Here is a 21,259-nt window from a genome sequence, read left to right as displayed (position 1 = left end):
CGGCAGCGGGGCCGGTCCGCAATGCGGACCGGCCCCGGGGCTCACAGGCCCAGATCGGCTTCGAAATCGCCCTCCTCCAGGCGCCGCTTGACGTCCATGAGGTAGCGCGAGGCATCGGCGCCGTCCACCAGCCTGTGATCGTAGGACAGGGACAGGTAGACCATCGAGCGGATCGCGATGGCGTCGGCACCGTCAGCGCCCTTGACGACCACCGGGCGCTTGACGATCGCGCCCACGCCCATGATCGCCGTCTCGGGCATATTGAGGACGGGCGTGTCGAAAAGGGCGCCGCCCGAACCCGTGTTCGTGATCGTGAAAGTCGAGCCGGACAGTTCGTCGGGGCCGACCTTCGACTCGCGGGTGCGCACGGCCAGGTCGTTGATGGCCTCGGCGATGCCCGCCAGCGTCTTCGCGCCCGCGTCCTTGATGACCGGAACCAGCAGTCCCCGCGGGGTGTCGACGGCGATACCGATGTGCTCGTGGTCGAAGTAGACCACCTGGGCCCCGTCGATCGTGGCGTTGATCTTCGGGTGGTACTGCAGCGCCTCGGTGGCCGCCTTGACGAAGAAGGGCAGGAAGGTGAGTTTCGTGCCGTGCGCCACGGCGAAGGCGTCCTTCGAGCGGGCGCGCAGGGCCGCCACCCTGGTCACGTCCACCTCGATGACGGTGGTGAGCTGGGCCGCGGTCTGCAGCGACTCCACCATGCGGCGCGCGATCGTCTGGCGCAGGCGGGACATCTTCTCAGTCGTCCCGCGCAGCGGCGAGGGCTCGCGGGAGGGCGCGGCGCTGGGCGCCGGGTCCCCGGGAACCGCTGCGTGCTTGGCGGAGGAGGCGGCTTCCTCCGCCGCCCTCATTGCGGCGGCGGCCGCCTCCACGTCCTCACGGCGGATGCGCCCGCCGACCCCCGAGCCGACGACTGCGGCCAGGTCGACCCCGGCCTCGCGCGCCAGCTTGCGGACGATCGGCGTCACATAGCCGGACACCGCCTGGGCGGGAGCGGGCGCGGGGGCGGAAGGGGCCGCGTCGGCGGTCTTCGCCAGTGCTTGGGCGCTGGGGAAAGGGTCGACGGGCACCGGGGGGGCGGCGTGCGCCGCAGGAGCGGGAGGAGCCGCGTGGGCAGCGACGGGCGCGGACGGCTGAACAGGGGCGGCGGGGGCCGAGGGGAGTTCAGCGGTGATCACCGCCACCACGGCGCCCACCTCGACGGTCTCGTCCTCGGGGACGCGGATCTCGGCGAGGAATCCGGCGGCGGGGGAGGGGACCTCGGAGTCGACCTTGTCGGTGGACACCTCCAGCAGGGGCTCGTCCACCTCGACGCGGTCGCCCACGGACTTCAGCCACGTCGTGACCGTGCCCTCCGTGACGGACTCGCCCAGGGCGGGCATCGTCACCTCGGTGCCGGCCACCGGGGCGGCGCCGAAGGGAGCAGGGGCGGGAGCCGCCGCGACCTGTTCCGGGGAAGCGCCGCCGAAAGCAGCGGGGGCGAGAGCAGGGGCGGGAGCCGCCGCGGCCTGTTCCGGGGAAACGGCGGGCACCTCAGAGGGGTCGCCGATGAGGGCGATGTGGGCGCCCACCTCGACGGTCTCGTCCTCAGGCACCAGAATCTCCAGCAAGACGCCGGAAACGGGGGAGGGGACCTCGGAGTCGACCTTGTCGGTGGACACCTCGACGATGGGCTCGTCCACCTCGACGCGGTCGCCCACGGACTTCAGCCACGTCGTGACCGTGCCCTCCGTGACGGACTCGCCCAGCGCCGGCATAGTCACTGCGGTTGCCATAAGTAATCTCCTAGTAAATCTGGGGGCTCAGTTGTGGACGTGAAGGGGCTTGCCGGCCAGGGCCATCGCAGCCTCCCCGATGGACTCGTTCTGGCTGGGGTGGGCGTGGATGATCGAGGCCACGTCCGAGGGGAACGCCTCCCAGTTGACCATAAGCCCGCCCTCGCCGATCTGCTCGCCGATGCGCGAGCCGATCCCGTGGAAGCCGACGATCGGCCCGTCCTGGACGGAGACCAGTTTGATCAGGCCCGAGGTCCCAAGGATCGTGGACTTGCCGTTGCCCGCCAGGTTGTACTCGACCGTGCGCACGGCGTCGCCGTACTCCTGGCGCGCCTGCTTCTCGGTCAGACCGACCGAGGCGATCTCCGGCTCGCAGAACGTCACCCGGGGGATGTTCACGTTGGCCTGCATCCTCGGACCCAGGCCCGCGATCTCCTCGGCGACGAAGATCCCCTGCAGGAATCCGCGGTGGGCCAACTGCGGGCCCGGGACGATGTCGCCGACCGCGTAGACGCTGCCCACGCCCGTGCGCAGGCGCTCGTCGGTGAGGACGAAGCCGCGGTCCATCCGGATGCCCGCCTGCTCGTAGCCCAGGCCCTCGGTGACGGGCCCGCGGCCCACGGCCACCAGCAGGACGTCGGCGTCGAAGGACTTGCCGTCCTCCGTGGCCACGCGCACCCCGCCCTCGTCCTGCACGGCGCCCGCGAAGCGCGTGTTCGTGTGGAACTTGATGCCGCGCCTGCGGTAGGCGCGCTCGAGCTGCTTGGAGATCGCCTCGTCCTCGTTGTTGGCCAAACGGGGCAGCGCCTCGATGATCGTGACATCGGCGCCGAAGCTCCTCCACACGGAGGCGAACTCCAGGCCGATGACGCCGCCGCCGAGGATCACCGCCGACTGGGGCACCCAGTCCATCTGCAGCGCCTGGTCGGAGGTGATGACGCGGCCGCCGATGTCCAGGCCGGGAAGCGAGCGCGAGTAGGAGCCGGTCGCCAGGACGACGTTCCTGCCCACCAGGGCGCGCCCGCCCACCTCGACAGTGTCGGACGACACCAGGCGCCCCCACCCCTTGACGACCTCGACGCCCCTGGAGGAGAGCAGGCCCTGCAGCCCCTTGTACAGGCCGCCGATGACGGAATCGCGGTACTCGGCGACCTGCGCCATGTCGATGCCGCCGAACGTGGAGCGGACACCGAACCTGGCCGACTCCCGGACCGTGTCGGCGGTCTCGGCGGCGTGCAGGTAGGCCTTCGTGGGGATGCAGCCGCGGTGCAGGCACGTGCCGCCGACCTTGTCCCCGTCGATGAGGGCGACCCTCATGCCGAGCTGGGCGGCGCGCAGCGCGGTCGCGTAACCGCCCGAGCCCGCGCCGAGGACAACGATGTCGTACTGTGGCTCACTCACGTCTGAACTCCTTGTGGGACGGCAACGGGCACCGCCCTGGTAGATCCGATTTCATGACAGGACTCACTGCCCCTCTGGGCCCATTGTCCCACGGCGCCGTCGCGCTGTCCGCCCACTCGTGGAAGTCGCCAGGTGCAACGGCCCACACCGGGGTGCGCCCCCTCGGCCGCGCAGCAACGACGAAAGGGGGCGCGGCGGTTATGATCTGAAGGCGCCTACAAGGAGGGACTATGCCCGATCAGCCAGATAGCCCCGTCGAGAGCCCGGGGTCGCACGGGGACCAGCGCCCACCGTCGTTCGGATTGGGACGCATCGTCATCGCCCTGTTCTGGTTGCTCGGCGCATGGATCCTGGTGGTCGCCGTGGTGGACCTGTTCCACCACAACGCCGACGAGCCCTGGGGGCCGCCCATCCTGGCGGTCCTGGCGGGGGCCACGTACCTGGCGGCGGCGACCGCCCTGACGCACAACGGCAGGCGCATGCGGATCGTGGGGTGGACGTCGATAGGCGTCACCATCGCCGCCCCCCTCGTCCTGTGGGTCGCGGGCCTGGGGGTCCCCGAGCTCAACGGCCCCCGGTCGGCGTGGACCGGATTGGGCTCCGACTTCTACTACGCGCCCTTGGCCGTCTCCCTCATCGGCCTGGTGTGGATGTGGCGCTCCAACCCCCGCCGCATCGTCGAGATCGCCGAGTCCATCGAGCGGCCGTCGCGCTGGCAGCGCTGACGCGCCGCACGTGCGGTGCAACCACCCCCGGGTGGCGCCTCGCCCGTGCCGGGACCGGGGTGGTGTAGATCTGTTGGGGTGCCGGTCAGCGCTGACGCGCCGTCCGCGCAAGGACCGGGGCCGTCGGGGGGCGGGGCCCCTCCAGCCACCCCTCCGGTCAGGCGCGCCGCCGAGCGGGCGGGGGAGCCGGCCCCCTCACACGCCCCCGGGGAAACCCAGCTGCCGCCACGCCTCGTAGAGGACGATGGAGGCCGAGTTCGCCAGGTTCAAGGAACGGACCCCGGGCGCCATCGTGATGCGCACGCGGCCGGCGACCCCCGGGTGGGACATGGCCTCCTCGGACAGGCCCACGGACTCGCGCCCGAGCAGCAGTCCATCACCGTCGCTGTAGGCCACGTCCGTGTACGCCCGCTCGGCGTGGCCCGTCAGCGCCCACACACGGCCCGGGATCCCGGCCAGCGCCCCGTCCAGGGAGTCGTGGACGCGGACGTGCGCCAAGTCGTGGTAGTCCAGTCCCGCCCGCCGCAGTTTCGCGTCGTCCATGTCGAAGCCGAGCGGGCGCACGAGGTGGAGCATCGAGCCGGTGCACGCCGACAGGCGGATGGCCGCGCCCGTGTTCCCGGGGATCTCGGGCTCCCAGAAGACGATGTGGAGCATCGGGCCTCAGGCCTGGAAGGTGACGGTCAGGTCGGCTCGCGCCAACGTGTGGCCCAGGGCCGTGAACGCCGCCATCGTGGGAGTCGCGTCATCGTCCAGCCCCAGGGTGTCCACGTCCAGGGCGTGCACGGAGAACACGTACCTGTGGGGGCGGTCGCCGGGGGGAGGGGCCGCGCCGAAGTAGGAGGCGTCGCCGGTGTCCCCGCGCAGGTGGAATGCGGGGCCGTCGAGCTCCAGGTCGGAGCGCCCTGCCCCTTCGTCCAGGGACGAGGCCGAGGCCGGCAGGTCGAGGACGGCCCAGTGCCACCACCCGGCAGGGACGGGGGCGTCCGGGTCGAAGCAGGTGATCATGAACGAGCGGGTTCCGCTTGGGGCGCCGGACCAGGCGAGGTGGGGGGAGCGCGAACCGCCCTCCGCGGTCGCGCTGGCCGGCATCGTCCCCCCGTCAGCCAGGGTGTCGCTGGTGAGGGAGAAGGAGGGGACGCCCATTCCCTCGTAGGGGGCGCGGGCACTCGGGCGCGTCGTCAGATCCATGGTTCCTCCATCGGGGTTCCGGGAGTCGGGCGGGGCCTCCATTGTCGGACCGGCGGGGCCCGCGCGCCACCGGAGGCCCCTGGACGCAGGCGCGAGCGCCCTCCCCTAAAATGATTGAGTCGAACACTTGTTCTACGGGAGGAGGGGAGGTGGGGGCATCCGCCATCGACAGACTCGCGGCGGCCCGCAGCGCGCTAGCCGCGGCCGAGAGGACCACGGGGCTGGTGAGGGCGCCGTCCTCCCTCCCCCCGTCCTCAGGCACCGCACGGCCAGCTGGGGACCTGGAACTCGTTGGCTCTGCGGTGGTCGAGGCCCCCGCCGCGCGGTCCCACCTCGTGCGCGCGGTCCTCGACTCCTGCCCGGACGGGGGGTGGGCCGCCTTCGTGGGAGTGGCCGACATCGGGTGGGAGTGGGCCCACCAGGAGGGGCTCGACCTCGACCGCGTCCTCGTCGTGGCGGTTCCCGAGCACGTCGGCGCGGCACTGGTGTGCTCACTGTGCCTCGATGCCGTCGACGTCCTGTGCGTGGGCCGGGCCGCGCTGAGCCGTGAGGAGCAACGCCGCCTCGCCGCCCGCGCCCGCGCGCGGGGGCGCCGCATCATCACCGAGCGCCCCTGGCCGGGCGTCTCCCGCCCCCTCGCCACACTCCTGCGGGAGGCGGTATGAGATGAGGCGCATCGCGCTATGGGTCCCCGACTGGCCCGTCAACTCCCTCGCCGCCGACCTGGAGGCGGGGGAGCCCGGGGCGGTGGTGGCCTCGGGGCGCGTCGAAGCCGCCACCGCCGCCGCCCGGTCGAGGGGGGTCCGAGTGGGTATGAGGACGAGGGCGGCCTCCTCCCTGTGCCCGGAACTCGTGTGCCTTCCGCGCGACGAGGAGAGGGAGGGGAGGGCCTTCGAGGCCGTTCTGAGCGCCTTCGACCAGGTGGCCGCGGGCGTCGAGTGCCTGCGGCCCGGCCTCGCCTGGGCGAATGCCACGGGGCCCGCCCGCTGGGCCGGCGGTGAGGAGGTGGCCGCTCGGGGCCTCGTCGAGGCCGTGGAGGAGCGCGTCGGCGTCGAGTGCTTCGCCGGAATCGCGGAGGGCCCCCTGGGCGCCGTCTGCGCGGCGAGGCAGGGGCGCATCGTCCCCGCGGGGGGAACGGCCCGCTTCCTCTCGGCCGTTCCCCTGGGGCCGGTGGTGGCGGGCCTGGCGCCACCGGGGCTGCGCGACCGCGTCGAGGAGGCGGTGGCGCTGCTGCGCCGCCTGGGGATCCGTGTGTGCGCGGACCTGCTGGGCATGGGCGCCACGGCCGTTTCCAGCCGCTTCGGGGTCGCGGGGGAGTTCTTGTGGCGGGCTGCCAGCGGCGGGGAACTGGCCTTGGCGGGAGCGCTGCGCCCCCTCGGCGACATCGGGACCGGGGTGGACATCGACGAGGGAGGGGAGAACATCGACGCCGTGCTGGTCCCCGCCCTGCGCTGTGCCCACGACCTCGCCGACCGCCTCGCGCGCCGCGGCCTGCTCGCCGACGCCCTCCTCGTCGAGGCCAGCGCCGGGGGAGGAGGGGAGCTGACCAGGAGGTGGCGCGGGGTCGACCTCATGAGCCCCGACGAGATCGCCGAGCGCGTGCGCTGGAACCTGCTGGGGTGGACCGAGGGCGCCGCCCGGCCGGAGGGCCCCATCCGCTCCCTCCGCCTCACAGCCGTCGAGCCCTACCCGGCCGATGCCCTCACGCCCCTGTGGGGGGCTGACGCCCGGCAGCGCGGCATCGAGCGCCTCGCCGCCAGGCTCCAAGGGCTGGCGGGGGAGGGGGCCGTGTCCCGGCCGCAGCTGCGCGGCGGGTACGACCCGCGCTCGCGCGCCGTCCTGGTCCCCTGGGGCGCCCCCAGCGCCCACGCCCGGGGCGGGGACTGGGAGGGGGGAGTGGAGGAGCCGCCCGCGGCCCTCTACGACCAGCCGCGTCCGGTGCTCCTGCTGGGCGCGGACCCGGGGCGCGCCCCCATCGGCGTCACCGCGCGCGGACTGCTCAGCGCGGAACCGGCCCGCCTGGTCCTCGACCCGCAGGGGCGGGCCAGGACGGTCCCCGTCCGCCCACTGGCGGGCCCGTGGGCCGTCGCCGGGCGCTGGTGGGACGCGGAGGGCTCTGCCCGCGCCTACCTGCGGGTCGCACTGGAGGGGGAGGGCGGCGGCGCGGAGGATCTGCTGCTCGTGTTCCGCGCGGGGGCCTGGTCGGTCGAGGGGGCCTACGCCTGAGGCTCGGAAATCCCTTCCACACAGGTCGGGGGCATCGCCGTCCTCGTAGGCGGGGATGGGTGCGAGACTGAGCCCCTTCCGCACAGGCCAGGGGCGTCGCGCTGGTCGTCGGCGTCGGCGTCGTCTACGGTGGCCCCTTCCGCACGGGCCGCGACTCCGTGCGGACCGGGGACGGGACTGCTGCGCGGGGCGTCTGTGGCCATGCGCCTTCCGCGGCCGCTGTGCGGTTGTGTGCGAGCGCGCCCCGCATTGGGGTAGGAAACGGGTCATTGGGGTAGGCAATGGGAGCAGCTTCTCCGCAGCCGGGCACTGCTGGGGTGGGTGCGCTGTCGCATTGGGGTAGGTTACGGTGCATGGGGGTAGGTTATTAACCTGCTCCAATGGGGGTTAACCTGCCCCAGTAGGTGGTTTCCTGCCCCAATGCCCTCCGTTGGGTTCGAGAGGGTTCCGTGGTGGGGCCGGTCTTCCCCTCGGGCGCCGGAGCGCGCAGTGCTTGTCCGTCAGGATCGGTGTTCCATACTGGAAACACCTTGCCGGCGAGCGTTTGAGCCCGGGCGCTGCGCACCGTGGGCTGTTTTCGCAGCGATACCGACACGACGGGCCCCGTTTTCACAGCGATACCTCCGCTTTCACAGCGATACAACACTTTGCAAGCGTTATAACGCTTGCAAAGTGTTGTATCCCTTTGAGAACTCCGCTTCACTTGCAAAACAGCCCCCGCAGGAGCCCAGTGGGCGAGGCATCCCTTTGAAAACTCCACTTCGCTTGCAAAACGAACGGTGCTCGCCCCCCGACCGGCCCATTTTTCAATACAAGCCTCCGCGAGGAGGGCACGTCCTGCCAAACACAGCCCCGACCGGCCGATCAGTCGGTGCACAGTCCCGACCGGCCCGCTTCGCAACACAGGACTCCACCAGGGGACAGGGTTCCCCGTGCCCGACGGCCTTAGCCCTGAGATGCGCAAGTGGCTGTCTCCACCAGGGGACAGGGTTCCCCGCGCGCGACGGCACGGGTCAGGCGCGGCCGCGCGTAGACTGGAGGGATGCCCTCCTCCTCGTTCGCGCACAGCATCGCCGCCCTCGACGACGACGACATCATCGCCTGCACCGGGGCCGCCGTGTGGGCGAAGGGCCTGGCCGCCTACAGGGCGGGCAAGGTCGTGGAGACCAAGTGGGAGGACGGGGACCGCCTGGTCGGCCGCGTCCGCGACGGGGCCCTCACCTACAAGACGCGGATCGTCCCCCAGCCCACCAGGCCGGGCATCTCGTGCGCCTGCCCCATCGGAGTCGACTGCGTCCACGGCGTCGCCACCGTGATCGCCTGCCGCGAGGACCTGCGCGGACAGACCCTAGCGGAAGAAGCGCCGTGGAAGCGGGCCCTGGCCACGATGATCGGAACGGCGGCCTCCGGGGGCGAGCCCCTGGGGCTCCTCGTCGACGCCCACGACCCCTCGGCGCCGATCTGGCTCAAGCCGCTGCGCCGCGGCGCCAGGACGGCGTGGACGGACAAACGCGCGGGCTGGCCGGACCTGACCAACACGCGGTGGGAGTCGGTGACCGAGGGGATCAACCCCACGCACCTGTCCCTGATGCGCGAGGCCTACCGGCGCTCCCGCGAGGGCGGGGCATGGCGCTCGCGGGGCGAGGTGTCCCTGGAGTCCCTGGGCGACGGCGCCTTCGACTGGCTGCGCAGGCTCCAGAGGGCGGGGGTGGCACTATGGGCGGGGATGGACCCCCTCACGCCACTCGAGCTCGAGCACACGACCTGGGACGTCGACCTGGACGCCTCCCTGGGGCCGACGGCCCTGACCCTGCGGGCTGTCGCCCGCGACGGCGACCGCATCGAGCGCCTTCCCAGGATCGCCGTCGAACCCCGGCTGCTCGTCTCGAAGGGCGGCACGGCCCTGGCCAGGGTCAACGGAGTGTCCCTGCTGGACGCCCTGCCCGAGGGGGGCGCCGTGGACGTGCCCGTGGCGGACCTCGCTGAGTTCCGCGCCTCGTGGCTGCCCGGGCTGCGCAGGCGCGCCCACGTGGTCTCCCTCGATTCCACCTTCGCCGACGTGGAGGACGCCCGCGCGGCCGTCGTCGCCACCGTTCGCCCCGATGGCGGGGACCGCGTGGCGGTGCGATGGTGGGCGGAGTACGACTTCGGCGCCGCCTCCTCCCGCGTGCCCCTGGCCGGGGCCATGGCCTCGGACCCCGGCCTCGCCTCGCGCGCGGAGCAGATCGACGCCCTGGGCGCTTCGCTCAGCGAAGACGGGCTGTGGCGGGCAGTGCCCTCCTCGGCGCGGATCCCCGCGTGGAGGGTTCCCGGCTTCCTGGACGCGGTCGTGGACGCCCTGGCCGGCGCCGGCGTCGTGTGGGACATCGCCGACGAGGTGCGCCGCATCGGCGTGGACGACGACGGCATGAGGGTCACCGCGGTGGTCGACGACTCCGGCACGGACTGGTTCGGCCTGCGCCTGGAGGTCACGGTCGCGGGGGCCGCCATCGCCATGGAAGACGTCTTGGCCGCCCTGGCCAGGGGCGAGGACCACGTCCTGGTCGACGGGACGTGGGTCGCCCTGGACGGGGAGCGCGTCGAACGCCTGCGGGCACTGCTGGCCGAGGCGGCGGTGCTCACGGATTCCGGGGCGGACTCCCCGCGCATCAGCGCCGCCCAGGCCGGGCTGTGGGGCGCGCTCGCCGAGTCCGCGGACCAGGTCCGCGCCAGCGAGCGGTGGAGGCGGGCCGTCAGCCTCCTCCTGGACGGGGCCGACGGCCCCTCCGACGCGGGCCTGGCCCTCTCGCCCGCCCTGACCGCCCGGCTGCGCCCCTACCAGCGGGTGGGGCACGACTGGCTGACGGCGCGCGCCGAGGCGGGGCTGGGCGGCGTACTGGCCGACGACATGGGCCTGGGCAAGACCGTGCAGCTGCTGAGCGCGGTCTGCTCCCTGCGCGACGCCGATCCGGAGGCGCCGCCGGTCCTCGTCGTCGCCCCCACCTCCGTGCTGGGCGCCTGGGAGAACGAGGCGCGCCGCTTCGCCCCGGACCTGGACGCGCGCGTCGTCGCGGGCACTGCCAAGAGGCGCGGCACGAGCGTCGCCGAGGAGTGCGCGGGCGCCCACCTGGTCATCACCTCCTACACGATCGCCCGCCTCGAGGCCGGGCAATGGGCTGCCCAGGAGTTCTCAGGACTGGTCATCGACGAGGCGCAGACGGTGAAGAACCCCCGCACCGCGGTCCACGCCGCACTGGCCGCGGTCAGGGCCCCCTGGTGCTTCGCAGTCACGGGCACGCCCGTGGAGAACTCGGTCGCCGACCTGTGGTCGGTGCTCGCCCTGGCGTGCCCCGGGCTGCTGCCCCGGTGGGAGGTGTTCAACGAGAAGATCCGCAAGCCGGTCGAATCGGGGCGGGATCCCGCAGCCCTCGACCGTCTGCGCAGGCTGATCGCGCCCTTCGTGCTGCGCCGCACCAAGGAGGAGGTCGCCCCCGACCTGCCCGACAAGGTCGAGACGCTCGCCCGCGTGGAACTGGGGGAGGAGCACAGGCACATCTACGAACAGCACCTCACCCGCGAGCGCGCCAGGGCCCTGTCCCTCATGGAGGACTTCCCCCGCAACCGGATGGACGTCCTGGCGTCGATCACGCGGCTGCGGCAACTGGCCCTGGACCCCGCCCTGGTGGACAGCGCCTACGCGCACGTGGGCTCAGCCAAGACCGAGTACCTGGTGGGCCAGCTCGTCCAGATCGTGCCCCGCGGGCACCAGGCCCTGGTCTTCAGCCAGTTCACGTCCTTCCTGGCGCGCATACGCCGCGCCCTGGAACGCAGGGGCATCACAGTGGCGCAACTGGACGGGGCGACGCGCGACAGGGCCCGCGTCATCGAGCGCTTCCGCAGCGGCGCCGCCCCGGTCTTCCTCATCTCCCTCAAGGCCGGGGGGACGGGGCTGACGCTCACCGAGGCGGACTACGTGTACGTCATGGACCCGTGGTGGAACCCCGCGGCCGAGGCGCAGGCAGTGGACCGCGCGCACAGGATCGGCCAGTCGAAGAAGGTCAACGTGTACCGCCTGGTCGCCGACGACACGATCGAAGCGAAGGTGGTGGAGCTGCAGGACCGCAAGCGGCGCCTGGTGTCCAAGGTGGTCGATGGCGCGGCGACGGGCGCCTCCCTGGGCGCCGAGGACCTGCGCGCCCTGCTGGAGTAGGGTGGCGGTGCCGCCGAGTGCGGCGGCGGAGGAGGACTGCGTGGACGATATCGAGGTGCTGGAGGGCGTGGACGGCGACGGCGCGGAGGCGCTGTGCGGTTGGGTGAACGCGCGTGGCGCGGCTTTCCTCGAGCAGTGGGCGGGCCCTGCCCTGTCCTTCCCACTGACCCGCGGGCGCGTGGCCGCCCTGGAGGGCCTCCACTCGATTCGCTGCGGGGGCGAGTTCGTAGGCGTGGTGCAGTGGATGTACACCGACGGGGGAGAGGCCCACATCGGGCGCTTCATCATCGACCCGGCCAGGACCGGGCGCGGCCTGGGCCGCAGGGCGTTGAACGCCTTCCTCCGGATCGTGTTCGGCGACGAGCGCGTCTCCACCGTGTCGCTGTCGGTCTACGAGGACAACGCCGGCGCCAGGGCACTGTACGAGAGAACGGGGTTCAGGGTGCGCGGCGCGCGCGAGGGGGCCCGGCGGGCGCTCGTGGTGGAGCTGACGCGGGACGGGGCCCGGCCGCTCCTCTCCGAGTAGCCGCCGCAGGGCTGCACCGCGCCCGTCACTGCGCCCGGCGGCCCGATGATGCTGTGGAGCGGCCGCAGCCGGCCTCACCCCGTGCCCGGCAGCACAGCCGCTTTCAGGCCGCGCCTGCGGCGCACCGCGTCGAAGGCCGCGTGGACATCGCCCAGGGCGAAGCGGTGGGTGACGAGCCCGCCCAGCTCCAGGGCCCCCGACGACAGCAGGCGCACCGCCTCGGCGTAATCGGCGTGGGTGGCGTTCGCCGAACCGAGGACGACGAGTTCGCGGTAGTGGACCAGGTTGGGGTCGATGCTGGCCGAGGCCCCGGCGCTGAACCCCGCGAAGTAGGACACGCGGGCGCCGACGGCGGCGAGTTCCAGTGACGCCCCCGCCAGTTCCGGGGCGCCCACGGCCACGATGACGACGTCGGCCCCGCGGCCCCCGGTGAGGCGGCGCGCTTCGGCGACCAGTTCTGCGCCAGTGGCGGCGGTCGCGTGGGCGGCTCCGAAACGCAGGGCGGGCTCGAGCCTGGCGGGCCTGCCCGAGGCGATGACCCTGGCCCCCGCGCGAGCGGCCAGGGCGCAGTGGATGAGCCCGATGGGCCCGGTGCCCAGGACGGCCACGGTGTCCCCGGCTCCGATGCCGAGGCGGGTGTGGGCGCGCAGGCAGCACGAGAGCGGCTCGGCGAGGGCGAGCAGCGCCGGGTCGGTCTCCCGTTCCACCGCGACGACGCACTGGGCGACTGCGGGGGCGGGGACCAGCAGGTAGTCGGCCAGGCCCCCGTCGACGGTGGTGCCGAACAGGCGCATGTTCTCGCAGACGTTGGCTCGCCCACAGGCGCAGGGGCCGCACGACCCGCACACCCATTCGGGAGCGAGCCCCACCTGCGACCCGACCGCGGGGGCGCCGGGGCGCAGAGCACCGCCGAGTGCCGCGACCCTGCCCGCGATCTCGTGGCCGAGGACGACGCCCGGGGTCACTCCGCGCGTCTTCGCACCCGATTCGATGCGCAAGTCGGTGCCGCAGATCGTCGTGGCCTCGACGGCCAGGAGGACCTCGCCGGGACCGGGCGGGTCGTGAGGACCAGGGAGCCCGGTGATTCGAGCGCGGCCGCGCGCATGGTTGCCATGGGGACAGGGTACGCCACTGCCCGTGCGCGCCCCGCCCCACAAATCGAACACATGTTCGATATTCTGGCGCGGTGAGTGGAACCCGGCCCCGTTACGCGGAATTGCACGCGCACAGCGCCTTCACCTTCCTCGACGGGACGTGCGAGCCCGACGAGATGGTGCGGGCGGCCCACAGCCTCGGCCTCGAGGCCCTCGCGGTGCTCGACGTGGACGGCATGCACTCCGCGGTGCGCACGACCATGGCGGCGCGCGAGGCGGGCCTGCCCATCGTCCACGGCTCCGAACTCACCATCGACGCCTCATCGCTGCGCCCGGTGCTGCCCGGCGCCGGCGGGCGGGGCTGGGGACTGCGCCCCGGCGCCCACGACCCCGGGGTGCGGCTGCCGGTGCTGGCGGCCTCCCCGCGGGGGTACTCCGCCCTGGTCTCGGCGATGAGCGACCACGCGCTGTCACGGCCCGGACGGCGCGACAGCTGCCACCGGCTGGGCGACTTGTCCGGGCGCGCCCGGGACTGGCTGGTCCTCACCGGATCGGGCCGGGGCCCGCTGCGCCGCGCCCTGCGCTCCCACGGCACCGCCGGAGCCAGGCGCGTCCTCGACTCCCTCGTGGAGCTCTTCGGGCGCGACGCCGTCGTGGTGGAGGCGCAGCGCAGGGCCGGTGACGGCCCCGAGGAGGCCGACGCACTGGCCGGCCTGGCGCGCTCGCGGGGCCTGCGCCTCGTGGCGACGACGGGGGCGCGCATGGCGGGCCCCGCCTCGCAGGCCCTGGGGGACGTGCTGGCGGCGGCACGGCTGGGCATGTGCCTCGACGAGGCCGAGGGGCACCTGACGGCGGCGCGGCCCTTCCTGCGCGGCCCGGAGGAGATGGCCCTCATCCACGCCGACCACCCCGGGGCGGTGGCGGCCAGCGCCGACATCGCGCGGGAGGCGGCCTTCGACCTGCGCCTGGTGGCGCCGCGCCTGCCGCGCACGCGCGTGCCCGACGGACACACCCCCGACTCGTGGCTGGCGCGCCTGGCGCACGAGGGCGCCCGCGAGCGCTACGGAGACCGCGAGGAGTCGCCGGGGGCGTGGCGGACGATCGACCACGAGCTGGAGGTCATCGCCTCACTGGGCTTCGCCGGGTACTTCCTCATCGTCAAGGAGATCGTGGACTTCTGCTCCGCGCGGGGGATCCTCTGCCAGGGAAGGGGGTCGGCCGCGAACTCCGCAGTGTGCTACTGCCTGGGGATCACCGCGGTCGACGCCGTGCGCCACCAGCTGCTCTTCGAGCGCTTCCTCTCATCGGCCAGGTCCGGCCCGCCCGACATCGACATCGACATCGAGTCGGGCAGGCGGGAAGAGGTCATCCAGCACGTGTACGACACCTACGGCCGCCACAGGGCAGCGCAGGTCGCGAACGTCATCACGTACCGCCCGCGCTCAGCGATCCGCGACGCCGCGCGGGCGCTGGGCCACTCCCCGGAGCAGGCGGCCGCGTGGTCGAGGGGCGAGGCGCAGGCGCCGCCCCTGGTGGCCCGTGCGGCGGAGGCCCTGGCGGGGCTGCCCCGCCACATGGGCATCCACCCGGGGGGCATGGTGCTCACCGACCAGCCCGTCTCCAGCGTCTGCCCCATCAGCTGGGGGTCCATGCCGGGCCGCAGCGTGCTGCAGTGGGACAAGGAGGACTGCGAGGACGCGGGCCTGGTGAAGTTCGACCTGCTGGGGCTGGGGATGCTCTCGGCCCTGCGCCTGGCCTTCGACCATCTGGCCGGCGCCGGGGCCCCGGAGGGGGAGTCGTGGGGGCGCAGGAGCAGCCCCCTGCTGGGGAGACGGGGGCTCCCCATCGGACTGCACACCCTGCCCCAGGAGGACCCCGGGGTCTACGACCTGCTGTGCGCGGCGGACACGGTCGGCGTCTTCCAAGTGGAGTCGCGGGCGCAGATGAGCACCCTCCCCAGGCTCAAGCCCCGCTGCTTCTACGACATCGTCGTGGAAGTGGCGCTCGTCCGTCCCGGGCCCATCCAGGGCGGATCCGTCAACCCCTTCCTGCGCAGGCGCGCCGGCGAGGAGGAGGTCTCCTACCTGCACCCCCTGCTCGAGCCGGCGCTGGCCAAGACCCTGGGCGTGCCCCTCTTCCAGGAGCAGCTCATGCGGATCGCCGTCGACGCCGCGGGCTTCACCCCGGCGCAGGCGGACCGCCTCCGCCGGGCCCTCGGGGCCAAACGGGGCACCGAGCGCGTGGAGGGGCTGCGCCCGGCCCTGATGGAGGGGATGGGGAGGAACGGGATCGACGCGGCGACCGGCGCGGCCGTCGTCGAACAGCTGAAGGGCTTCGCGGACTTCGGCTTCCCCGAGTCCCACGCATTCTCCTTCGCGCACATCGTCTACGCCTCCGCGTGGCTCAAACTGCGCGCCCCCGAGCACTTCTACGCCGCCCTCCTGGCCTCCCAGCCCATGGGCTTCTACTCGCCCTCCTCCTTGGTGCACGACGCGCTCCGCCACGGGGTGCGCGTGGCCCCGCCCGATGTCAACCACTCGCGCGTGGGGGCAGTAGTGGAGGAGTCGGACGAGGGGGAAGGCGCGCGGGCGGCGGCGCCCGTCCCACAAGCCGTCCCCCTCGACGCCGACCCCCGACTGGCTGTGCGAATCGGCCTGGGCTCCATCGCGGGCCTGGGCGCGGCGGCCGAGCGCACCGCCACCGCCAGGGGGGAGGGCCCCTACTCGTCGGTGGGCGACCTGGCCCGGCGGGCCCGGCTGGGCGAGAAGGACCTCGAGCGCCTCGCCCATGCGGGCGCGCTCGCCTCCCTGGGCGTCTCCCGGAGGGAGGGAATGTGGTCGGCCGGGGCACTGGGAGCACCCCGGGAGCCCCTGGGAGCGGACGGGGGATGGCAGCCCGCCCTGCCGGGGATCGACCCGGCCCCGGCGCCGGACCTGCCCGCCATGGACGCCGTCGAGGAACTGCGCGCCGATACCGAGTCCACAGGCCTGACCACCGGGGACCACCCATTCGCCCTCGTCCGGGCCCACCTGGATCCCGGCGTGCTCCCCATCAGCGCCCTCCACAGCTGCGACGACGGCGCCATCGTGTCCATCGCGGGCCTCATCACCCACCGGCAGAGGCCCCCGACGGCGGCGGGGACCGTCTTCCTCTCATTGGAGGACGAGAGCGGGCTGGTGAACGTCACGTGCGCGGCGGGCATGTGGGCGGCCCACCGCGCAGCCGCCCTGCGCGCACGCGCCGTCGAGGTCCGCGGTCGCCTCGAGCGCCGCGACGGGGCCGTGTGCGTGCGCGCCCACTCCCTGCGGGAAGTCGCCGCCCCCGTCGGCGCCAGGTCCCGCGACTTCCGTTAGACCGGGCCCCCGCCCACGCACAGGGCGGCCAGCTCCTCCATCGTCTCCACCCGCCAGTCCGCCTCGTCCAGGCCGCCCTCGGTGGCGTACCCCCAGCCGACTCCGATGACCGGCAGCCCCGCCTCGTGGGCGCCGCGCACGTCCCACACCGAGTCGCCCACCATGACGGGGCGCGACACGTCCGCCCCGAGGGCGGCCAGGCGCTCCAGCGCCTCGTGGATCACCGTGGTCTTCGTCGACTCCGGGTCCGGCGTGGCCCCGGCGACGACGTCGAAGTACTCCATGAACCCCAGGTGCTCGAACTGGGCGAGGGCCATCGGCGCCTGCTTCGACGTCGCCGTCGCCAGGGCCACGCCCGCGCTCCGCAGCGCGGCGAAGAGGTCCTCGATCCCGTCGAAGGGCCGCGGCTCCAGGAAGCAGTGGGAATAAAGGTCCCGGTACGTGGCGATGAGGCGCTCCAGCAGGGGCGGGGCATAACCCAGGTCCCCGAAGGAGTACCACAGGGGAGGGCCCACATAGGAGCGCAGCCTCTCCCGCTCCGGGACGGGCAGGCCGAAGGACTCCAGGGTCCGCTCGAACGCGCCGACGACCTCGGGCGCGGAGTCCACCACCGTGCCGTCCACGTCGAAAAGGGCGCAACTGAATGTGGTTCCCATGAACACCGCCTCGGTGGGTTGAGTGCTTTCCATGTCACTATCGCCTATTATTCCCGAAAGGAGCGGGCCGCCGCACCAGCGCGCCGAGCACGGAATGGAGGAGATGTGGACGATCGACCGGGGCTCAACCCGATCACGGACCCGGGCAACGACCGCGCCGCCGCCTGGCGCGTGTTCTTCGAGGCATCCGGGCGCCTCCAGGGGATCCTCGAGACGCGCCTCAAGCGCACCTTCGGCGTGACGATGCCCGACTACAACATCCTCCTGGCCCTGTGGGAAGCCCCCAAGCACCGACTCCGCATGGGGGAGCTGGCCGACAAAGTCGTCTACTCGCCCTCCCGCGTCACCTACCTGGTGTCGAACCTCTCACGCGACGGCTGGGTCGAGCGCGTCCCCTCAGCCATCGACCGGCGCGGCTACGACGCGTGCCTGACCACCCAGGGCGTCGAAACAGTCCTGGCCGCCACGGAACTGCATCAGCAGACGGTGCGCGAGTACCTGTTGGACGGCATGACCGACGACGACATCGGGGCCATTGTCAAGGTGTTCTCCACGCTGGATTCGCGCCTCAAGGGCTCCTTCGCGCGCGAGCGCAAGCGCAAGCGCTGAGGCCCCTGTCGGGCCGCCCCGCCCGATTGGCGCGGCGCGAAACAAACGTGTTAGAGTTCTTCTCGCTTGCGGACGACACGTCGTCCGGGCCGCCTGCGCGGGTGGCGGAATAGGCAGACGCGCTAGCTTGAGGTGCTAGTCCTCATTTTACGAGGGTGGGGGTTCAAGTCCCCCTCCGCGCACGAGAAAAGTGCCCCGGGGCCGGAAGGCTCCGGGGCTTTCCCGTAGAGCAGTGGGCGCGGCCCGGAGGGAGTGCGGATGCGCATCGACATGTGGATGGACACCGCCTGCCCGTGGTGCTACCTGGGGCTGCGCCACCTGCGCGCGGCCCTGTCCGCATTCCCCCATGCCGGCCAAGTCGAGGTCGTCCTGCGCGCCCACGTGCTCGAACCCGACCTGGAGGGCCCCGTCGACGCGCCCCGCGCCGCCCACCTCGCCCGGACCACGGGGATGGGGCCGGAGGCGGTCGCCGAGGAGGACGAGCGCCTGCGCGCCCTGGGGCGCGCCGAGGGGGTCGTCTTCGACTTCGAGTCCCTCGTCGTGGCACCCACCTCCCGGGCCCACCGCCTCATCGCCGCGGCGGGGGAGGCCGACATCGACGCGGGCACCACAACGGGGCCGGGCACCGCCCACCTCAAAGCCGCCGAGGCCATTATGCGGGCGCACTTCGAGATGGGGCTCGACGTGTCCGACCCCGACGTGCTCATCGGCTGCGCCCAGGACATCGGGCTCGGCGCCGCCGTCGCGGCGGGCGCCCTGGCGGACGGGCGCTGGGCCTCCCAGGTCTACTCCGACCACCAGATGGGCGTGGGCATGGGCGTCAACGCCCTCCCCACCTACATCCTCGACTCGCGCTTCGTCGTCCAGGACCGCCTGAGCGCGACAGCCATGGCCAACGTGCTCACGACCGCGTGGGAGCACTCGCGAAAGGACGGACAATGAGAGCCATCGAACCGCTGACCGTGCCCGGGCCCGGGATAGAGCTGGTCCCGATGGGGGAGGAGTTCATCGACCCGATGACGACTGTCCTCCAGGACCGCGCCTACTCGTGCTTCACCACGATCCCGTGGCCCTACGAGCGCTCCATGGCCGAGGCGAACGTCGCCGCCACTGCGGAGAGCTGGGAGCGGGGCGGCTGCGACTGGGCGATCGTGGGGGAGGGGACCGGGGAGTTCCTCGGCAGGATCGAGCTGCGCCCCGCCACCCTCATCCCGGACTGCCTCGAACTGGGGTACTTCACCGCCAAGGACCACTGGGGGGAGGGAGTGATGACCAGGGCCGTCGCCCTCGCCCTCGACACCGCCTTCACGGCCATGGGCGCCACCCGCGTCCAGTGGTACGGCAACGAGGGCAACTGGGGGTCGTGGAAGGCGGTATGGCGCAACGGGCTGCGCCGCGAGGGCGTCCAGAGGCGCGCGGGGAAGCGGCTGTGGGCAGCGGGCATCCTCGCCACGGACCCGCGCGAGCCCGACACCCCGTGGGACGGGCCCGGCGCCGGGGCGCCCGCTGCCCTGGACCCCGGCCGCCCCATGGGCCTGGTCCGCCAGTTCCACCAGACGTACTCGATGCCCGACCGCCTCGCCGAGCACGCGGCGCCCACCCTGGACTACGAGCGCCTCGGCATGCGGGTCGCGCTGGTCAGCGAGGAGTACGCCGAGCTCATCGGCGCCGTCTACGGCCCCACCGCCCGCTCCCTGGTCGAGGAGGCCGCCCGGGCGGCCGCGGGCGCCGACGAGGGGGTCCGCGACGTGGTGGAGGCCGCCGACGCCCTGGCCGACTTGGTCTACGTGGTCTACGGGATGGCCATCGAGTCCGGCATCGACCTGGACCGGGTCCTCGCCGAGGTCCAGGCCTCGAACCTGTCCAAACTCATGCCCGACGGCACAGTGCGGCTGCGCGAGGACGGAAAGGTCCTCAAGGGCCCCGGCTTCTTCCCGCCCGACGTGCGCCGCGCCCTGGGACTGGACGGCGCCGGCTGACGCGCCCGCGGCCGCCCTCGGCGCCCTCCGCGCGCTCCTCGCGGGCGCGGCGCGGGGTCCCAAGCGGGACCGGGTCCGCCATGACACAATGGTCACGGTCCGAACGAAGGAGGATGGACATGGCACGCGTTGCGATCATCGGCGGCGGATACGGCGGCGTCACGGTCGCGAAGGGACTCGACCCCCTAGCGGACGTGGTCCTGATCGAGCAGAAGGACCAGTTCGTGCACCACGCCGCGGCCCTGCGCGCGGCAGTCGACTCCGTGTGGGAGCAGGCGATCTTCATGCCCTACACGAACCTCCTGTCCCATGGGGAGGTCGTGAAGGGGACCGTGTCGAAGGTCGAGGGAACGACCGTCCACGTCTTCGGGCGCGAGCCCATCGAGGCGGACTACGTGGTGCTCGCGACCGGTTCGAGCTACCCCTTCCCCGCCAAGTACTCCTCCTACAGGTCCGGCGTGGCCAAGGCCCGCCTCGAGCAGCTGCACGAGAACCTGGAGGGCGCGCGCTCGGCGTTGGTCGTCGGCGGCGGCACCGTGGGCATCGAGTTGACCGGTGAGCTCGCCAGTGCCTTCCCCGACCTGGAGATCACCATCGTCGAGAAGTGCGACGAGATCCTGTCCACGCCCGGTTACTCCCCGGGCCTGCGCGCCGAGATCGGCGAGCAGCTCGCGCAGCTGGGTGTCCGCGTCGTCACCGGATCCGAACTGGCCTACCTGCCCCCGCAGAACGTGGGCGACCTGGCGCACTTCATGGTCGAGACGAAGAACGGCGAGGCCGTCGAGGGCGATATCTGGTTCCAGTGCTACGGCGCGCGCCCCGTGACGGGGTTCCTGTCGGGCACCGCCTTCGAGCCGCTGCTGCACCCCAACGGCACCATCGCCGTTGAGCCGACCCTGCGGGTCAAGGGCTATGACAACGTCTACGCCGTCGGGGACATCACCGACGTCCGCGAGTCCAAGCGGGCCGACGCCGCGCGCCAGCAGGCCCGCGTGGTCATCGCGAACATCTCCGCCCAGCTGGAGGGGGAGGAGCCCGACACCACCTACGAGCCCACGAAGGAATGGGTGATCCTGCCGCTGGGCCCTGCGATGGGGGCCTCCCAGCTGCTCGACTCCGACGGCGCGGTGCGCATCCTCGGCGCGGAGCAGACCGCGGAGATCAAGGGCACCGACCTGATGGTCTCCGTTATCCGTTCGCAACTCAACCTGCCATGACGGCGGGCCGCAGCCAGTAGGATTGACACCATGACAACGGATCCTCGACGCGCCCTCACGAGGCTGCTCAACGCGTTCGAAAACCACTTCGACATCGCCCGGGACGGCGGGGAAGTGGACGAGGACACCCTGGTGGCCGCCGAGGAGGCGCTGCGCGACGCGTTCTTCACCTACGACGACCAGCTCTTCACCCGTTACGGCGTCGAGCTGCCCTTCGACTTGCTCGACGATGAAGACGACTACGACGACGAGTTCGACGATGACGATGACGACCTGGAGGACGACGAGTTCGTGGACGTCGACGACTGACGGATC

General features: G+C 72.7%; 17 protein-coding genes and 1 tRNA gene. 12 read left to right on the top strand and 6 right to left on the bottom strand.

Going from position 1 to position 21,259, the window contains the following annotated elements; genetic code table 11:
- Positions 1-41: 41 nt before the first annotated feature.
- Together sucB and lpdA are read right to left on the bottom strand one after the other, a co-directional pair.
- Positions 42-1,778 (bottom strand): 2-oxoglutarate dehydrogenase, E2 component, dihydrolipoamide succinyltransferase, encoded by a 1,737-nt coding sequence (gene sucB, locus G447_RS0104170; RefSeq protein WP_026430161.1) that lies wholly within the window; start codon positions 1,776-1,778, stop codon positions 42-44.
- A 27-nt stretch (positions 1,779-1,805) separates the two neighbouring features.
- Complete coding sequence (gene lpdA / locus G447_RS0104165; protein ID WP_026430160.1) at positions 1,806-3,179, bottom strand: dihydrolipoyl dehydrogenase; 1,374 nt, start codon at positions 3,177-3,179, stop codon at positions 1,806-1,808.
- A gap of 230 nt (positions 3,180-3,409) precedes the next feature.
- Between lpdA and G447_RS0104160 the strand changes: the two genes are divergently transcribed.
- Positions 3,410-3,904, top strand: coding sequence for a hypothetical protein (locus tag G447_RS0104160; protein ID WP_005871999.1), 495 nt, complete (start codon positions 3,410-3,412; stop codon positions 3,902-3,904).
- A gap of 195 nt (positions 3,905-4,099) precedes the next feature.
- Here the strand turns inward: G447_RS0104160 and G447_RS0104155 are convergent, their stop codons facing one another.
- Both G447_RS0104155 and G447_RS0104150 read right to left on the bottom strand, forming a co-directional pair.
- A complete protein-coding gene (locus tag G447_RS0104155) occupies positions 4,100-4,561 on the bottom strand; it encodes a tRNA (cytidine(34)-2'-O)-methyltransferase (RefSeq protein WP_026430159.1) in 462 nt (153 codons plus the stop codon).
- Positions 4,562-4,567: 6 nt separating this feature from the next.
- Positions 4,568-5,095: a YbhB/YbcL family Raf kinase inhibitor-like protein gene (locus G447_RS0104150; RefSeq protein WP_005872007.1), complete on the bottom strand. Its 528-nt coding sequence runs from the start codon at positions 5,093-5,095 to the stop codon at positions 4,568-4,570.
- A 149-nt stretch (positions 5,096-5,244) separates the two neighbouring features.
- On the opposite strand from G447_RS0104150, the gene G447_RS0104145 reads away from it, so the two are divergent.
- From G447_RS0104145 to G447_RS0104130, 4 genes are all read left to right on the top strand, one after another.
- Positions 5,245-5,760: a hypothetical protein gene (locus G447_RS0104145; RefSeq protein WP_026430158.1), complete on the top strand. Its 516-nt coding sequence runs from the start codon at positions 5,245-5,247 to the stop codon at positions 5,758-5,760.
- A 1-nt stretch (position 5,761) separates the two neighbouring features.
- A complete protein-coding gene (locus tag G447_RS0104140; protein ID WP_051226240.1) occupies positions 5,762-7,321 on the top strand; it encodes a DNA polymerase Y family protein in 1,560 nt (519 codons plus the stop codon).
- Between the two features lie 1,042 nt (positions 7,322-8,363).
- On the top strand, positions 8,364-11,510 hold the full coding sequence (locus G447_RS0104135) for a DEAD/DEAH box helicase (protein WP_026430156.1): 3,147 nt from the start codon (positions 8,364-8,366) through the stop codon (positions 11,508-11,510).
- Positions 11,511-11,550: 40 nt separating this feature from the next.
- A complete protein-coding gene (locus G447_RS0104130) occupies positions 11,551-12,036 on the top strand; it encodes a GNAT family N-acetyltransferase (RefSeq protein WP_034476377.1) in 486 nt (161 codons plus the stop codon).
- Positions 12,037-12,110: 74 nt separating this feature from the next.
- Here the strand turns inward: G447_RS0104130 and G447_RS11060 are convergent, their stop codons facing one another.
- Entirely contained in the window at positions 12,111-13,202 is a 1,092-nt protein-coding gene (locus tag G447_RS11060) for a zinc-binding dehydrogenase (protein WP_341532730.1), read from the bottom strand.
- Between the two features lie 20 nt (positions 13,203-13,222).
- Here G447_RS11060 and G447_RS0104120 point away from each other — a divergent pair, with 20 nt between their 5' ends.
- The gene (locus tag G447_RS0104120; protein WP_026430154.1) at positions 13,223-16,483 is read left to right on the top strand and encodes an error-prone DNA polymerase; all 3,261 of its coding nucleotides are present in this window, start codon (positions 13,223-13,225) and stop codon (positions 16,481-16,483) included.
- On the opposite strand, the gene G447_RS0104115 is transcribed toward G447_RS0104120, so the two are convergent.
- The gene (locus tag G447_RS0104115) at positions 16,480-17,172 is read right to left on the bottom strand and encodes an HAD family hydrolase (protein WP_026430153.1); all 693 of its coding nucleotides are present in this window, start codon (positions 17,170-17,172) and stop codon (positions 16,480-16,482) included. The two genes, G447_RS0104120 and G447_RS0104115, sit on opposite strands and share 4 nt — an antisense overlap.
- 72 nt (positions 17,173-17,244) lie before the next feature.
- Here G447_RS0104115 and G447_RS0104110 point away from each other — a divergent pair, with 72 nt between their 5' ends.
- From G447_RS0104110 to G447_RS0104085, 6 genes are all read left to right on the top strand, one after another.
- Complete coding sequence (locus G447_RS0104110; protein ID WP_005868698.1) at positions 17,245-17,748, top strand: MarR family winged helix-turn-helix transcriptional regulator; 504 nt, start codon at positions 17,245-17,247, stop codon at positions 17,746-17,748.
- Positions 17,749-17,843: 95 nt separating this feature from the next.
- Positions 17,844-17,930: transfer RNA gene (locus G447_RS0104105), tRNA-Leu, on the top strand.
- Positions 17,931-18,006: 76 nt separating this feature from the next.
- A complete protein-coding gene (locus tag G447_RS0104100; RefSeq protein WP_005868701.1) occupies positions 18,007-18,690 on the top strand; it encodes a DsbA family oxidoreductase in 684 nt (227 codons plus the stop codon).
- Complete coding sequence (locus G447_RS0104095; protein ID WP_026430152.1) at positions 18,687-19,727, top strand: GNAT family N-acetyltransferase; 1,041 nt, start codon at positions 18,687-18,689, stop codon at positions 19,725-19,727. The genes G447_RS0104100 and G447_RS0104095 overlap by 4 nt, the downstream gene beginning before the upstream one ends.
- A gap of 119 nt (positions 19,728-19,846) precedes the next feature.
- The gene (locus G447_RS0104090) at positions 19,847-20,944 is read left to right on the top strand and encodes an NAD(P)/FAD-dependent oxidoreductase (RefSeq protein ID WP_005868704.1); all 1,098 of its coding nucleotides are present in this window, start codon (positions 19,847-19,849) and stop codon (positions 20,942-20,944) included.
- 30 nt (positions 20,945-20,974) lie between these two features.
- Positions 20,975-21,253, top strand: coding sequence for a hypothetical protein (locus tag G447_RS0104085; RefSeq protein WP_026430151.1), 279 nt, complete (start codon positions 20,975-20,977; stop codon positions 21,251-21,253).
- Positions 21,254-21,259 lie beyond the last annotated feature (6 nt).

The organism is Schaalia georgiae DSM 6843 (genome assembly GCF_000429245.1).
Classification (GTDB): domain Bacteria; phylum Actinomycetota; class Actinomycetes; order Actinomycetales; family Actinomycetaceae; genus Pauljensenia; species Pauljensenia georgiae.
Note: the sequence above shows the minus strand (reverse complement) of the source record. Positions and strands in the feature narration are given on the sequence as shown.